12 protein-coding genes are annotated in these 15,648 nt (G+C 52.9%); 4 read left to right on the top strand and 8 right to left on the bottom strand.

Translation table 11 applies throughout. The features are described 5' to 3' along the window. Positions 1 to 108: 108 nt before the first annotated feature. Positions 109 to 1,524, top strand: coding sequence for an inorganic phosphate transporter (locus GJJ30_RS19325; protein WP_154176821.1), 1,416 nt, complete (start codon positions 109 to 111; stop codon positions 1,522 to 1,524). On the opposite strand, the gene GJJ30_RS19320 is transcribed toward GJJ30_RS19325, so the two are convergent. Next, a complete protein-coding gene (locus GJJ30_RS19320) occupies positions 1,525 to 2,334 on the bottom strand; it encodes a lysophospholipid acyltransferase family protein (protein WP_154176820.1) in 810 nt (269 codons plus the stop codon). It abuts the gene before it with no gap. 237 nt (positions 2,335 to 2,571) lie between these two features. On the opposite strand from GJJ30_RS19320, the gene GJJ30_RS19315 reads away from it, so the two are divergent. Continuing rightward, positions 2,572 to 3,264, top strand: coding sequence for a porin family protein (locus tag GJJ30_RS19315; protein ID WP_154176819.1), 693 nt, complete (start codon positions 2,572 to 2,574; stop codon positions 3,262 to 3,264). Positions 3,265 to 3,474: 210 nt separating this feature from the next. Here the strand turns inward: GJJ30_RS19315 and GJJ30_RS19310 are convergent, their stop codons facing one another. Next, entirely contained in the window at positions 3,475 to 4,098 is a 624-nt protein-coding gene (locus GJJ30_RS19310; RefSeq protein ID WP_154176818.1) for a hypothetical protein, read from the bottom strand. A 295-nt stretch (positions 4,099 to 4,393) separates the two neighbouring features. On the opposite strand from GJJ30_RS19310, the gene GJJ30_RS19305 reads away from it, so the two are divergent. Continuing rightward, positions 4,394 to 4,768 carry a hypothetical protein gene (locus GJJ30_RS19305; protein WP_154176817.1) on the top strand — a complete coding sequence of 125 codons (375 nt, stop codon included), beginning with the start codon at positions 4,394 to 4,396 and terminating at the stop codon, positions 4,766 to 4,768. A gap of 57 nt (positions 4,769 to 4,825) precedes the next feature. Here GJJ30_RS19305 and GJJ30_RS19300 read toward each other — a convergent pair whose 3' ends face one another. Then, positions 4,826 to 5,857 (bottom strand): aldo/keto reductase, encoded by a 1,032-nt coding sequence (locus tag GJJ30_RS19300; RefSeq protein WP_154176816.1) that lies wholly within the window; start codon positions 5,855 to 5,857, stop codon positions 4,826 to 4,828. Between the two features lie 117 nt (positions 5,858 to 5,974). Here GJJ30_RS19300 and GJJ30_RS19295 point away from each other — a divergent pair, with 117 nt between their 5' ends. Then, positions 5,975 to 6,283 carry a hypothetical protein gene (locus tag GJJ30_RS19295; RefSeq protein WP_154176815.1) on the top strand — a complete coding sequence of 103 codons (309 nt, stop codon included), beginning with the start codon at positions 5,975 to 5,977 and terminating at the stop codon, positions 6,281 to 6,283. A gap of 91 nt (positions 6,284 to 6,374) precedes the next feature. On the opposite strand, the gene GJJ30_RS19290 is transcribed toward GJJ30_RS19295, so the two are convergent. The 5 genes from GJJ30_RS19290 to GJJ30_RS19270 form a co-directional block, all read right to left on the bottom strand. Beyond that, complete coding sequence (locus tag GJJ30_RS19290; RefSeq protein WP_154176814.1) at positions 6,375 to 8,687, bottom strand: glycosyl hydrolase family 95 catalytic domain-containing protein; 2,313 nt, start codon at positions 8,685 to 8,687, stop codon at positions 6,375 to 6,377. Between the two features lie 100 nt (positions 8,688 to 8,787). Beyond that, a complete protein-coding gene (locus GJJ30_RS19285; RefSeq protein WP_154176813.1) occupies positions 8,788 to 9,885 on the bottom strand; it encodes a mevalonate kinase family protein in 1,098 nt (365 codons plus the stop codon). Between the two features lie 13 nt (positions 9,886 to 9,898). Next, positions 9,899 to 11,194: a DUF3472 domain-containing protein gene (locus GJJ30_RS19280; RefSeq protein ID WP_154176812.1), complete on the bottom strand. Its 1,296-nt coding sequence runs from the start codon at positions 11,192 to 11,194 to the stop codon at positions 9,899 to 9,901. Between the two features lie 10 nt (positions 11,195 to 11,204). Then, on the bottom strand, positions 11,205 to 12,656 hold the full coding sequence (locus tag GJJ30_RS19275; RefSeq protein ID WP_154176811.1) for a RagB/SusD family nutrient uptake outer membrane protein: 1,452 nt from the start codon (positions 12,654 to 12,656) through the stop codon (positions 11,205 to 11,207). Positions 12,657 to 12,668: 12 nt separating this feature from the next. After that, positions 12,669 to 15,596, bottom strand: coding sequence for a SusC/RagA family TonB-linked outer membrane protein (locus tag GJJ30_RS19270; protein WP_154176810.1), 2,928 nt, complete (start codon positions 15,594 to 15,596; stop codon positions 12,669 to 12,671). Between the last annotated feature and the right edge of the window lie 52 nt (positions 15,597 to 15,648).

The raw sequence follows: 15,648 nt of genomic DNA, 5'->3' as shown, positions 1-15,648 counted from the left end.
TTATTGCTTAACATTTAGTTAACATTGCCCTCGAAAGTTTCCCGTACTTTTGAGGCATATTTTGATTGAGCTTTTCAATAAGACTCAGTACTACAGACTTGTATCTGCATGTTCGGATTAGAAACGGATATTTTTATCCTCCTCGCTCTTTGTCTCTTCGCTGCCTGCGCATTTGAATTTGTCAACGGTTTTCACGATACAGCCAACGCCGTCGCAACGGTTATTTACACCAACTCCCTGAAGCCCAACATCGCCGTCGTCTGGTCGGGCATCTGCAACTTTGTGGGCGTATTAATGGGCGGAATTGGTGTCGCCATGGGGATTGTCAACCTGCTCCCCGTCGAATTGCTCGTCGATCAGAACGTCTACCACAGCATTGCGATGGTGCTGGCATTGCTGTTCAGTGCCATTATCTGGAATTTGGGTACCTGGTATTTCGGTCTGCCCAGCTCCAGCTCCCACACCCTCATTGGTTCGATTCTGGGCGTTGGCCTGGCTTTTTCGACGATGGGCGCGGCTGGCGAGCGGGGCGGGGTGAACTGGGAGGAAGCCGAAAAAATCGGGAAAGCGCTGCTGCTTTCTCCGCTGATCGGTTTTAGCCTCGCCATTATTCTGATGTATTTGCTGCGGAAACTGGTGGGTAACAAAGACCTTTTCAAGGAACCCAAGAAAAATGCGCCACCGCCGACCTGGATTCGCTCCATTCTGATATTGACCTGTACGGGCGTTAGTTTTTTCCACGGCTCGAACGACGGGCAGAAAGGCGTCGGCCTGATCATGCTGATTCTGATCGGAATTACTCCGGCTTATTTTGCACTCAATAACAACATCGACCCGACGACGATGCGGGGAAATCTGGTACAGATTTCGCAGATCGTCAACAAAATCGACACGACCGGTTTGTCCGATACCGATCGGGGTCGGTTGGTTAGTACAAAAACCGAGATTGCTGATTTGCAGCAGGTTATCTCGCTTCCGCTTGTCGATGGTAAATTCAAAGCCGACGAGCGGTTACAGATTCGCCGGGATTTGCTGTTGATTAACAACAATGTGAAGAAACTGATCGAAAGCGAAGATGTGGATCTGAGCGCGACGGATATCACGACGCTGACGACCAACCTGAACGAAAAAGCCGGGCTACGCCGGTTTACGGATTACGCGCCCCTTTGGGTGATTCTGATGATTGCCCTCTCGCTCGGTTTAGGAACGATGGTCGGCTGGAAGCGGATTGTGGTGACGATTGGCGAAAAAATCGGGAAACAGCATTTGACCTACGCCCAGGGAGCTTCGGCGGAGTTGGTGGCCGCTACGACGATTGCCCTGGCCACGCTCTACAAAGCCCCGGTCAGTACAACCCACATGCTGTCGTCGGGGATTGCCGGAAGTATGGTGGCCAGCAAAGGGATCAAAAACCTGCAGGGCGGCACGGTTCGGAACATTGCCCTCGCCTGGGTGATGACCTTGCCGGTTTCGATTATCCTGTCCTTTACGCTGTATCTGCTCTTCCGCTGGATTTTTGACTAGTTAAAGCCACGTCATTTCTTTCGGGACGTCCTGCTCGATGGCTTCGCGCACTTTATCGACCAGCGACTCCACCGATTCATCGACGCTGTATTCCAGTGGCGGTTTGAAGCGCACGCTCAATTCCGTGTTCCGCTTTTTAAACCGCAGCCCTTTTTTGTCAAAGGCTCGTCGAAAACCGTTGATCACCACCGGGATTACAATCGGATTGTTGTTTTTCAGAATATGCGCCGTGCCTTTCCGGATTGGCGCGTAAGGACTGGTGGTCCCCTGCGGAAAACTGATCACCCAGCCGTGTTCGAGCGCCATCGCGATCCGGTCGTTGGCTGTATTATCCACTTCCCGTTTGACGTCCTGCCCCTTCGCCCGCCAGGAACGTTCTACCTGAATTGCCCCACCCAGGGCGAAAACGCGGGGGACAAAACCGCCATTCATCGTTTCGCTGGCCGCTACGTAATAACTCCGGGCGCGGGGCCAGAGCAGGTAAACCGGCAGAACGATCGAGTTTCGGAAGCCCCATTTCACACTGCAGAAAATGTGGTAAAAGGCAATGACATCGGCAAAGTAAGTCTGGTGGTTAGAAAGGAAAATCACATTGTTGACGGGCAGGTTCTCCAGGTATTCCGTTCCTTCAATCTTTAATTTATTGTAGAGCGTATACCGGAAATAGGTAACCCAGCCGACAATAGCCATCAGAATCCGCTTGATAAACAGCGAATTACCGAATGGGTCCCGTTCGAAAATACCGATAAAATCCAGCCTATCGAGCGGTCTTGGCAGAAAGCTATACCGGGTTGGCTTCTTGTACATCATACGAAGTAAGTCGGGCGATACCAATCTATAAAGCTACAAAAGCAATACAATGTTTTCGGTAAAAAGTACTATACGCATACGAAATTGGAAATAAATGCGAATAAAATAAACTGCCGTATTAATCCATTGTTGCCGACGCCTGTCCAAGAGCCAGATTGCACAACCAGCCGACAACGCAGAAATCAGAACGTAAACTAGCGGTTTGCCATCGGACAACCAACCTATATTTTACCGATCATGAAACGATTTACACTGGCAGGCATAGCCGCACTAACCTTTTTCATTCTTCAAACCGCTTCGGCTCAGGTGCAGGTCGGTTTCCGGGCGGGAGCCAATTGGGGAGCGGTTTCCAAACCCGAATTTTTAGACAGTTTCTCGCCGAAATTCCGTCTGTCGCCCGGCCCGACGGGGGCGATTTTCCTGGAAGCACCGGTCGGCAACCGCGTCAGTATCCGCACCGAAGTTTCGTATGTTCAGAAAGGATTCGTGATTGACGAAGGATTTAATCTGCCGATTGGCAACTGGGATTTGCCTTTGGGTGCGCGGGTAGCCTATCAGACGCGCTACCTGGAACTGCCGGTTCTGGCCAAAATCAATCTGAACGAGGGCCCGGTTCAGGTCTATATGCTGGCGGGGGCCGCGGCCGGTTACGCCATAAACGGTCGCATTCGGACCCGAACCAGCGGTATTTTCCGGAGCCAACCGATTGATGTTGACATGAATATGAACACGATCGGTTACAACCGCTGGGATTTCAGCGCCATTGGCGGGCTCGGTCTGAGCGCCGAAGTAGGCCCCGGGAAGTTCTTTGTTGAATCGCGCTACGAACACGGTTTTTCGCGTCAGTATGATCTGCCGTTCATCCAACTCCCCATCCGCAACCGCGGGCTGAGTGCCTCGATTGGATATGCGTTTACGATTGGCCAGTGAAGAGAAATTAATAACGAATATCGAACACTGAATAGCGAAAACGAAATAGTGTAATCTGCGAGGCCACTTCGTTATTCTTTATTCGCTATTCAGTGTTCGATATTAATTCAATCAAAGTCAGTTTGTGTGTGTTTAAGGGTTAGAGTTGAACTGGAAAAGCCCGGGGCGTCTGCACCGGGCTTTTTTGATGGTTTTGGGCGAATGGCGGTTTTATAAAATGCCTTTGACAAAGCCCAGGACACTATCGAGTTGGCCTTTCACGGCGGGTTCGGCAGCTTTGGCCACTACGCCCCCTTTACTCAGTTTCGAAAGGCCGCCCAGCGCCGTTGTGACGAGCGAGTTGCCGGTGCTGGCATTGCTGCCACCCAATACGGACAGACCGGTTTTCACCAGATTCAGATTGCTGGTCAAACTGGCCACTTTCGAGACCAGATTGCCGCCCCCCATCAGTTTTTCGATTTGACCGGCACCGAGGGCGGTTTTCGCCAGACTGACGGCTTTTTGCAAAACATCGCCTTTCAATAAACCGCTCTGTGCCAACGGCAGCAATTTTTTCAGATTGGCCACCTGCGCCAGCAATTTGTCTTTGAAACTGCCCGTAGTACTTTTCGCTTCGGTTTCGAGGGCTGCGGTTCCGGCCTGCAGCGCCTGAACGGTTTCGGCTTTGGCACCTTTGGCGTTGGCCGTCACGGCTTTGTCGAGCAGGGCGGCCGTTGAATCAGCATCAATCAGAACAATTGCAGTGGGAGCAGAGGAAGGAAATGCGGCAACTGCATGAGCGGAAAAACCGGCGGTTACTAGCGAGACAGTCAGGCAGAGAAGGATTTTTTTCATGGTGTATTCCTATGGTTTTCAAGGTAATTTGTAAGCAGGCAGAAAGTTAATGTTTTTACAAACATCAATACCATTAAAAGGAGGTTAGTTTTTCAGAATGTGTACGGTTTTGTCCGCAACTGAACAGTAACTGTCCGGCTGCGTACACTTAAAAGGTTGGCACATTTTATTCGTTCGCTGATTATCAATTAGTTGCGAAATTTAAATTTCGTTGGCACGGCGTTGGCATATTAGATAATCGAACATGTAAACAACAACTCTAAGACATAACAACACATACTAAACAACAAATATCATGATGAACTTACTGAGTAACCTGATCTGCACCGCCATTTTGAGCACCACTCCCGTCGACAATGGCAACGCCCCCAAAACCCTTTCGTTCGACGCCAGCGCCTACGTAACCGTCAACAGCCAGATCCGGGTTGCGGTCGAAAAATCAACGCTGGAGCCCGTACAGATTCTGTTGCGCGACGCCAGCAACCGGGTGATGTTTCAGCAATACGTGGGTAAAAAAGAACAGAAGTATGCCGTTAAACTGAACGTGGCAGAGTTGCCGGATGGAAAGTATGAACTGGAAGTAAAATCGAATGAAGGCAGCATCCGCAAAGAAGTGAATCTGGGCTCGGTCCCGGTTGAAACCCCCACGCGGCTGGTTGTGATGAAATAAGGAAATTCCGGTTTTCCGAAATTGAAAAAGGCCAGGATCGACCTGGCCTTTTTTGCGTTATTGCACGTATTTTTTTCGATCGGCTGCCTGACGGTTTACCATCCAGCCCGGATATTCGGGCGTCAGCTGGCTGATTTCATCCAGCTTTTTCAGGTCGTCGGCACTCAGCACCACGTCGACGGCTTTGAGGTTGTCGTCGAGCTGTTCCGGTTTTTTGGCACCGATGATCACCGTCGTAACGGCGGGTTGGTGCAGCAGCCAGGCCAGGGCGATCTGCGCGACCGAAACGCCTTTTTCGGCGGCTATCGACTCCATGACATCGATGATGTCGTACGCTTTTTCCTTGTTGACCGGCGGGAAATCAAAGTTCACCCGACGCGCATCGTCCGGCTGTTTATTCCGACCGTATTTGCCGCTCAGAAAACCGCCCGCCAGCGGACTCCACACCATCAAACCTACTTTCTGGTCGAGCAACAGCGGCACCACTTCGCGCTCCAGATCTCGCCCGGCAATGGTATAATACGCCTGCAGCGACACGAACCGGGCCAGATCCTTGTGATCGGAATATGACAGGGCTTTCATCAGGTGCCAGGCTGCGAGGTTGCTGCAGCCGATGTAGCGAACTTTGCCGCTTTTGACCAGATCGTCGAGCGCCCGGAGCGTTTCTTCCAGGGGCGTCAGAAAATCAAAACCGTGAATCTGGTAGAGGTCGATGTAGTCGGTATTCAGTCGGCGCAGGCTTTCTTCGGCCTGTTGCAGAATGTGTTTGCGGCTCAACCCGATCTGGTTCGGGCCTTCGCCCATTTTTCCCCGCACTTTGGTGGCCAGCACCAGATCGTCGCGTTTCAGCCCGAGGTTCCGGATGGCCTGCCCCGTCAGTTGTTCCGATTTCCCTTCGGCGTAGACATTGGCCGTATCGATAAAATTGATGCCCGCATCGACCGAGCGTTTGAGAAGTTGATCGACCGGTTCCTGATCCAGTTGACCAATCGCGCCCCACATACCTCCTCCGCTGCCTCCAAACGTCATGGTGCCCAGGCAGAGTTCGGAAACCAATAATCCGGTGTTTCCCAATAGGTTGTACTTCATGTTGTGTGATGATTTTTGGGTTTGTCGGTTCACGCTTTATGCGGTTTTCGGAAGCGCAATACCGTTGATTCTAACAAAACCGGGCACAATTCGTTTCATTGAGCAAATGATCTTTTTATGAAACGCCCGGTTTTAATACTTCTTGCCTGCTGCTTTTCGGCCGTTGTTGGTTATGGACAGAGCGATACCGTACGGCAAAAACCGCAACAGTTGCCGACAACCATTTCGCCCATTGTGGCACCCTCGAACAGCGCACCCCTGACGACGCCCGCCGTAGACCCGGTATCGACGCCCGGCACGGTGATCAATGCGCGCGAAAACCGGGGCAAACGCAAAGTCCGGGTTCGGCCGCCGAGCGATCCGAATGCCTTCGGGGTAGGGGTTTCGCTGGAAAAGAAAGACACCACCCGGCGAAAAGACAACTGATTAGTTTGCCCCTAAATCCCCTAAAGGGGACTTTTAAATCAGGATACTTGAGCGCCCAAGTCCCTTTAGGGGATTTAGGGGCAAAAGCGGCTTAATTACCGAATGTTACCGAACCACCCGGTTGCAGCTTAATTGTGACAAAACCGGTTTCGCTTTTTTCGACCGACGCCCGTTGCGACGCTTTGACGACGTAATTTTTAAACGGTAATTTTAATCGGGCCGTCCCGCCTTTCTCCGATTTGACCGTGACGCCATCCGGTTTTCCGGCGGCCCGTCTGGCACTGACCAGAAAAGCCCCTTCGGTTCGTAAGTCCGTGAAACCGACGTTTTTCCAGCTTGCAGGAATGGCCGGAAACACCTCGATAAAACCGGCATAACTTTGCAGCAACATTTCCTGCAAACCGGCGGCAAACGCAAAATTGCCTTCCAGCGTAAATGGCCGGTACGTAAACTTCGATTTCCCCGATTTGGTCTGATCGCCGTTCAAATGGAAGGAATTGACGGAACAAAACGCGGAAGCAAAGGTCTGCAGGGCTTCGGCGGCTCCCGATCCGTCTTTGGCCCGCGCTTTCAAACTGCCCAGCCAGGCGTAGGAATAACCGCACCACCAGTCCGGCCCGACGCGGTCGAGCAGCGCCAGCGAATTTTTAATAATCTGCTGCGCGTTTTCCCCGTCTTCCCACCGAATCAGCCCCAGCGGATGGATCGCCATGAGGTGTGAAAAGTGCCGGTGCGACTCGTTATAGGGCAAACTGGCGGCAAACATCAGTTCTTTCTGGTCACTCATCGCAAAATCACTGAACTGATTCTGAATTGTTTGCCAGTGTTGGGCGTCGGACTGATTGCCCAAAACCGTTGCCATTTCCGTGGCGGCTTTGAAGACGAACTTCATCAGCGAAAGATCGTAATTGGTGTTGGTCGGAAACCAGGCTTCCAGGCTGTTGTTCTTGATTTCCGGGCTGGAACTAATGGGTAATTTGCGTTTGCCGCTTTCATCCAGCACCGTGAGCTGCTCCAGATGCCGGGCCACGCCTTTCAGCCACGGATAAGCTTTCTGACGCAGAAAAACCGCATCCTGACTATATTTCCACTGCAAATAATAATGGTGCGCGAGCCAGGACGAAACCGTGGGCGAGAGCGAATACTGAATCCAGCCGCCCATTTCCTTGCCCGTCAGCGTCGTTACGCCGGGCACCGCAAGACCATCCGTTCCGAAATACCGCTTCGTGTAAGCGCGGTAAACCGGCAAATTTTCTTCCAGGTGATTGAGGTAACCGATGCTTTCCGTCAGGTGATTCCCACTGTAGCTCGGCCAGTAACTCAATTGCGTGTTTAAATCGTGGTGATAATCACCCTTCCAGGGCGGAATGCGGCCGTTGTCGGCGGTCCAGACGGCCTGCAGCGAAATCGGGGGAGCGTCGGCGCGGGCGGTAGCGCCAAATTTATAGGTTTCGAGATACCACTGTTTTTGCAGCAACGAATCGGGCACCTGAACGGCCGATTTAGCCCAAAACCGCTGCCACCAGCTGCGGTGCGCAGCCAGATCGGCGGCATAGGTTTGGGGACCGGTTTTGGCCGAAACAGCGTTTTTTTTCTTTTCGGGAAAGTGCGAAGCGATCGTCCAGGTTCCTTCCAGCGTTGTTCCTTTCTGCGTCCACTGAATGGTCACGTCGTAGGAAAAACCGCCCCAGCCGGTTTGATGATACGTGATTTTGTTTTTCTGTCGAACGACGTTTCCCTGTGCATAGCCAAGCCGCACCAGATCGTCGCCATCGACAACGGCGTTTTCGGCTTTTTCCTCAATGGCTTTCCCGTACGCGGGCGGCAGGAGTTCGAAGGAAAAATCAGCCGGAATCTGTTCGAAACGGAACCAGCCAACCGGTTCGGTCGCGTGGACAAATGAACGCAAAACCGCTCCATTCTGCCATTTTACTTCCGCAACGGCATTCTGAATGATCAGGCGGGCCGAGGTTACCGGACCCAAAGCCGCCGTATTGAACTCCAGAGCCGCGCCTGGAATTTTGGTCGGGCCCGGCTCCGTGTCGTACGGTTTATCGAAATACTCCTGAACGATTTTGTATTCTTTTTTCCGGACCTGATCCTGCACCCACTGGTAGCTGAATTCGGGCCGGTCTAGTCCCTTCATTGGGCGCAGATCCCACAGATCGGCACGATCCAGCGAAAACCGCAACCGCTGATTTTTCTGCCAGATGAGCGCGCCCAAAACACCATTTCCCAGCGGCAGGGCTTCGTCCCAGCGGGTTGGAAGTTGCGCAAACCGGAGGTCGTGCGGGCCGGGCTGAAGCGGTTGGGCGATGGCCAGGGAAGTTCCCAGCAGAAAACCGCAACCGATTCCGGTCAGCAACCGGCAAAGAAAACTTCTGCCGACAAGTTTGATGGTCATAAGAAATTGAAAACCCGTAGAGTTTGGAGATAGTATTCAGCGCCCTCAAATTGGGAATTTTCGGCAACTTCCCCGCAATAAATTCAAGTTTTTCAATGGTTTATAAACTGTATTCGTGGGCCGGGCGAACTGAAACCCCCTGATCCACCCGGATGATGTAGGCTTTTCCGCCCGCACGCTCGATGACTTCGGCCACGACTTCCGGATTTTCGGGGGCATAGGCAAACATGCAGCCGCCACCGCCGGAACCATTGATTTTTCCGCCGTAAGCCCCCGCTTTAATGGCTTCCTCAATCATGCGATCGATCCTGGGCGTCGAAACGCGCTTGGCTTCCCGCAGGCTGGTCTGGTGAATCGTTAGCAACGTACCCAGCCGCTGGTGATCGATGACGCCACTTTTGAACATGGTCAGCGCTTCCCGCAGCACATCGCGGTCGGACAGGTTGCCTTTCAGCAGCGCGGTTTCGTCCGACGTCAGCAAATGGCGGTAGTCGTCCGCTTTTTCCTGCGGACACGAATCAAGGGAAAAACCGGGATCGTACTGCCTGATTTTCTCCATCGCGCCCAGCATACCGAATTTGACGTGCCGCAACACCCCAATAGTATCTTTCGGCTGGCACGAATCACCCAGCACAAACGAGCCCAACCGGCACTGAAACGACTCGAGGTGAATGGCCGGTTTCGATTCGAGATAAATGATCCCGCCGACCGCCGTTGCATAATGATCCATCATGCCGCCGGGTTCGCCAAATTCCAGAATTTCCGCCATATACGCGAGTTCGGCCAGCCGCCGGGCCGACAGTTGTTGGGGGTTATCGGCCAGTTGGCTCAGAATGGCTAACCAGGTAATCAACAGGGCGGACGAGCTGGAGGTACCGGAATTGATGGGAATATTTCCACGAACTTCGCCCTGAATACCCACCGAAAACCGGAAGCCTTCGCGTAAAAGGATATTGACCGCACTGCGGAAATAATCCCGGTCGCGTTCGTAGGTCAGCGGCAGCGTCGCCAGTGAAAACCGCTCTTCGGCGTCGATGTCGGGCAAAAACAGTCGAACCTCTGGTTGGGTGGTGGGCTCGGCGGTAATCTGAATTCGCCTGGAAATGGCCGCGGCAATCACGGGTAAACCGAGGTAATCCTGGTGTTCTCCAAACAAACAGATACGACCGGGCGTGGATATAGAAAGTGAGAAAGACATAATCAATCACGAATTACGGTAATCGGGAAAAATCAATCGAAGGTGCTTTTTTGAGCGGTTTTCGGGTAAAGTCGGTATTGAGCAGAACATTGTCGTCAAAAAAACCGCAGTTTTTCAGGAAGAACTGCTTTTCGTTGGCGTTTAAACCGCCCGCGTAATCCTGCCGAAATCCCGCCCGGGCGGTGGCGTCGCCGGTAAATTTGGCATTGACAATTTCCTGCCAGTTTCCTTCCTTACTCCGAACCCATTGATTCCCAAAGGTTACCTGCCGGGTTGTATTACCCGTGTTGGGCATGAAATTCTCCAGAAAAGAGTGAAAAGATTTTAAGTAGGTCGTGGTTTTGGGCCGCTTGAAACTCGCGATCAACTGCCAGTCTTTGTCTTCGGAATCCGAAAAATACGCTGTGTAAGTGGTGTAACCGTTCTCCGTTGGTCGGCCCCGGAGCAAAAACCGGTAGGTGCGGCCCGCTTTCCAGTTGTAGCGGAGGTAGCTTTGCCCTCCCGAACCTTCGTTGCCGAAATCGTTGGTCGTTACACCCTCGCCTTTTTTCTCCAGCAAAATTTTCTGATCGTCCGGAATCTCTTTCGGATTGTCAGTTTTGAACGGACTCCAGACCGAAAACAGAATCCGGCGCTCGGTCGGCGAATTGACCTGCATCCCAAAATACCCTTCGGCAAAACCGGTGGCCATGAAGTAGGAACCCAGCACGTCATTGCCTTCGGGAACGGTGATTTCGTTGTAAAACCACTCGGAATCGGTATTGTCCGGAGTCGTATATTTCAGGTGAACCGACGGCCCGCGCCGACCCCAGTGAAAATAATTGCCCTGATTATTGCGGACAAATGCGGTTTTTTCGTCAATCACATCCCCGCTAATGCCCAGTTCCCGAAGTTGTCCAAAAGTTGTACCGGATTTAGTCAAACCCTGTATATCAATTTTGACATAACCCGGTTTTTGAATCGTCCACTCGCCCAGAAAATATTCCTTTTCCGCGCTGCCACTGGCCGAAAATTCGGCTGATTTCCCTGGCAAACTGACGCGTATTTTGCTTTCGCCTTCGGGAACGCTGAGTGTGGCTGAGAGCTTCAGGGTTCCGGCGCGATCGAAGCGCACATAAGTAGAAACTACACTTTCCGAAGCAGACCAGCCAGTCAGGCCGTCGTTGGTAATTTTGGTCGAGCGATCGGGCGAATTCGACACCCAGGCGTTGCCGCCGAGGGGAACCGCCAACCGGTTTGCGTCGTGCGAACCGGTTGGCGGGGTAATCAACCAGCTTACTAAAAAAAGGATCGGGGTCAGGAGATTCATCAGTAAATCACTACAGAGGGTTCTGTTTCAGGTTGGAATTTAAGACAATTTCGGCTTCCGGAATCAGATGAACCACTTGTTTGTCGTCGGCCGGAACGGTTTGCTTGCCGTCCGTGGTGTTGTGAAAACCGGGATAATTCCGGACCAGACTCCGGCCGTTGCGGTACAAATCGTACGCCCGGTGGCCTTCAAACGCCAGTTCCAGCCGACGTTCCTGCAAAACCACATCCAAAACCGTTGGCAAGCCTTTCAGATCGGCGGTCGAATACAACTCGGTTCCGGTCAGGCCTGCCCGCTGGCGAATCAGGTTCACATCCGCGATAGCTTTGTCCGGCGCACCGGTTTTGGCGTAGGCTTCGGCCCGGTTCAGGTACACTTCCGAAAGCCGCAGCAGAATCGGTGAGCTAAGCGTCGCGATACTGCCCTGATTGGAAAACTTCGTGACGTACACCTTATCGATGCCGTTCCGCTTTTCCTGCGCGCCCTGCGCGGTGAGCTTCCGCACCAGAAAAGACCGCCGTTTGTCATTCGGAAATTTGTTCACCAGATCCTGGTAATCCTGCGAGGCATACACTTCACCCCAGCCCACCCCGCCCGGCGACGTGTACAGCATCGAACCCAGCGAACTCCAGGCGCGGTCGTCTTTCAGCGTATGTTTGATCGCCAGAATGACTTCTTTGTTCTGCTCATTTTCCACCGTGTAAAAGTCCGGAACCTGTGTGGGTGTTGCCAGCGTAAACCGGTTTTCGGTAATCACCAGGTCGGCGTATTTAATGGCATTGGCATTGTCGTTCATGTACAGATACACCCGCGAAAGCAGCGCGTTGGCAGCCGCAGCCGTGGCATAACTGCTGGTTCGCGAAACCGTCATCAGTTTGGCGGCTTTCTGTAACTCACTCACCACAAACGCGTACACTTCTTTGACGGTAGCGCGGCTGGCATTGTCGTCAGCCTTCGTATCGGTTTTGATGATTACGCCGAGATTCGTTTCCGGGCTCTGGTTGTAAGGCCGTCCGAAAAGTCGGACCAGATCGAAATGGACACTGGCACGCAGGAAAATATTCTCGCCCAGAATCTGATCCATTTCTTTCGAGGTTCCTTCCTGAACGGCCCCAATCACTTTATTGGCACCGACGATAATCTGGTAGGCTTTCCGGTAAATCTGGAGCGCATTGGCCTGATCGGAGGTGTGCCGGTAGGTGTACGTCAGGAAAAGCGCATCCGTGGTTGTTCCGCTGAGTGTCAGGTTGTCTCCCGGATATTCGTTCATAATGAACAGGTTACGGGTATAGTCGGATTCTTTCAGGAACGTATAATTCCCGTCGGTTGCCGCCCGCAGGCCCTGTGCGCCTTGCAGGATGGCTGATTCGGATAAACCGTTATACGGTGTTGTATCAATTTCGCAGGAGGTGGTTACCACCACACAACCCAGTAACAAAAAACGCGAAAGAGTGAATTTCATGGGTGTTGATGATTAAAAGTTAAACTGGAGACCAAAAACCAATTTCCGGCTGAACGGGTATTTTGTACCCACTTCACCTGTCTCGGTTACGTCGGGATCAATACCCGAAAACTTCGTGATTGTGAACACGTTATCCGCCGAAATCGACAGCCGGACCCCATCCAGTTTGGCTCTGCTGACCAAAGCCGCTGGCAAATCATACGTCAAACTGATGTTGCGCAGCCGGAGGTAATTGCCGTTCTCCAGAAACCGGGACGACGGACGCTGGGCGTTGTTGTTCCCGCCGATCACGTACTTCGGATGCGTGGCAATGTCGCCGGGTTGTTCCCAGCGGCTCCAGCCATCCTGCAAGGCCATGAGGTTGTAGCGGTCGTAAGCGCCGTCGTTGTCGAACAGGTTCCGGTCGCCGTTATACAAAATGGCCCCGGTGCTGTACGTAAAGAACGCGTTCAGTTCCAGCCCTTTCCAGCTCAACACCTGACGAAAACCGCCGAACAACTTGGGGTTGGCGTTGTTGCCGATGAACTGAATCGTTGCGTCGTTGTAATTGGTCGTGGTGGTGCTGCTGCCGTCGGTGCCGACTTTTTCCCAAAGCGGTCCACCGGTTTGCGGATCGACGCCCATCCACCGGCGCAGGTACCAACTGTTGAGCGGTTGATCGAGGGCATACGGACGCTGGCCGTTGGCAATCAGCGTCCGGTCGCCGTAGAGCTGGGTTACCTGGTTCCGGTTTATTCCGGCGTTAATGTCCATGCGCCATTTCAGGGCGGTTTTCTGCAAAATATCCGCCGACAAAACCACTTCCAGCCCTTTGTTTCGAACCGCACCTACGTTTTCGGTAATGAATGAATAACCGCTGGTTGCCTGCAAGGGACGATTAAACAACAGGTTGTTGGTCAGTCGGTTATAAAGATCTACCGTGATTGAAAGCCGGTTCCATAAACTGGCATCGATCCCAAAGTTGGCGTTGTTCGACACCTCCCACGACAGGTTCGGGTTTTCGATCCGGGTTGGATACGCCGACGGAATACCGGCGTACTGGCCCGTCAGGTTATACAAGCCCTGCGCGGCATAATCATTGATCCCATCGGCATTCCCGGTGGTTCCGTAACTCAGCCGGAATTTGAGGTTTGTCAGCAACGGATTGCTGCGCAGAAAGGCTTCATTCGAGGCATTCCAGGTCAGGCCAACCGCGTAAAAATTTCCGTATTTGCTATCCCGGCCAAACTTGGACGAACCGTCCCGGCGGAACGAGGTCGTAACGAGGTATTTGTCCTGATAGCCGTAATTGGCCTGAAACAGATACGACGAGAACGCATTGTCGGTTTTGGTTCCACCGATGGTTTCGGGCTGCGAAGTCGCGTCCAGAATGCTCAGGCCGGAGAAAATGCCTTTTCCGGTGGCCGCCAGGGATTCGTAGTAATAATTCTGGAATTCGTAACCGGCCAAACCGTCCAGCGTATGCCCGCCCTTGAAACTATGTTTAAACCGCAACAGGTTCGAAGTCAGCAAGGTATACTCGCGCGTATTGGTTCGGGAAAGCCGCCCCTGCACATCCAGCGCACTGGGGCCGCGCATATCCTGACTGCTCTGGCTACCGTAATAAGTGGTCTGTCCGCGGTTGGTCGTCGTCAGGGTCAGCCAGGGCAACAGATCGTATTCGGCTTTAAAAAGCACATCCGCTGACATGGTGTTTTCCTTGAACGTATTAAACTGGCGGTTGTAAATGAAGTTGGCGTTATCGCGGCCATACCATTTTTTAGCCCCCGTTACCGGATTATACGGTTGTCCGTTGTAGTACGGATCGTCGTAAGGCAGGTAGGTGTAAGCCGCATAAAGCCCGCCGTTGCTGTTGTCGTACCCGCGTGTATACAGCCCGGCGGTATTCAGGCTCACCCGAAATTTGTCGCTGATGTTATGGCTGAAATTCAGCCGTCCGCCAAACCGGTCGAGGCCGGTTCCCTGCAAAATACCCTGTTCCTTGTAGTAGTTTCCGCTCAGGAAAAACTTGGTTTTGTCGCTCCCCCCCGATGCACTCAGTTCGGCCAGCGTATTGGTGGCCGTCCGAAACGCCTGATCGAACCAGTTGGTATTGGCATTCGCTTCGGGTGTGGGCAAATAGTCATTCAAAACGCCCGTTGGCCGGTCGCGCTGGAATACTTTCTTCTGTAAATCATACAGTTGCGGACCGTCCAGCAATCGAAAATTCCCCAGACTCAAGGTGCCAACGCCCTGATTCAAACGGGCCGTCATGCGGGTTTTTCCGGAAGCACCCCGGCGGGTCGTGATCACAATAACGCCGTTGGACGCCCGCGCGCCGTACAGCGCAGTTGCGGAAGCATCTTTCAAAACCGTCATGGATTCGATGTCGCTGGGGTTCGGAATACCGCCAATGACGCCATCGACCACATAGAGCGGATTGGAACTGGCGGTCAGCGTACCAACACCCCGGATCAACACTTTGGGGGGCGTACGCGGATCACCGGAACTGTTGCCGACAAACACCCCGGCGGCCTTGCCCTGCAACATCTGCCCGACGTTGTTGGCCGTTACGTCTTTCAGTTCTTTGGCCGTTACGACCTGCGCCGAACCGGCCAGATTACGCTGATTGGTCGTGGTATAGCCCATCACGACGACCTCATCCAGCATGGTGTCGGCTTTCTTGAGCGAAATTTCGACCGAGGTCTGGTTCCCGACCGTGACGGTCGTTCCCTGATACCCAATTGAGCTGATTTCCAGCACATCGGCTGGTGTTGCACGAACGGAGAAAGCGCCTTTGTCGTCGGTGGTGGTGCCTTGTGTCGTTCCACGGACAATGATGGTAGCACCCGGCAGCGGTTGTCCGGCATCGTCGCGAACCGTACCGCGAAGGCTTGACTGGGCATAACCACAAACGGTTACCGACAGCCAGAAAAGTAAACTCACGGAAAGCTGTTTCATGTTTTTAGGTTATTGATAAAGTGGAGATTAAGAAGCAGAAGGAAAGGGCTTA

The organism is Larkinella terrae (assembly GCF_009668025.1).
Classification (GTDB): Bacteria; Bacteroidota; Bacteroidia; order Cytophagales; family Spirosomataceae; genus Larkinella; species Larkinella terrae.
Note: the sequence above shows the minus strand (reverse complement) of the source record. Positions and strands in the feature narration are given on the sequence as shown.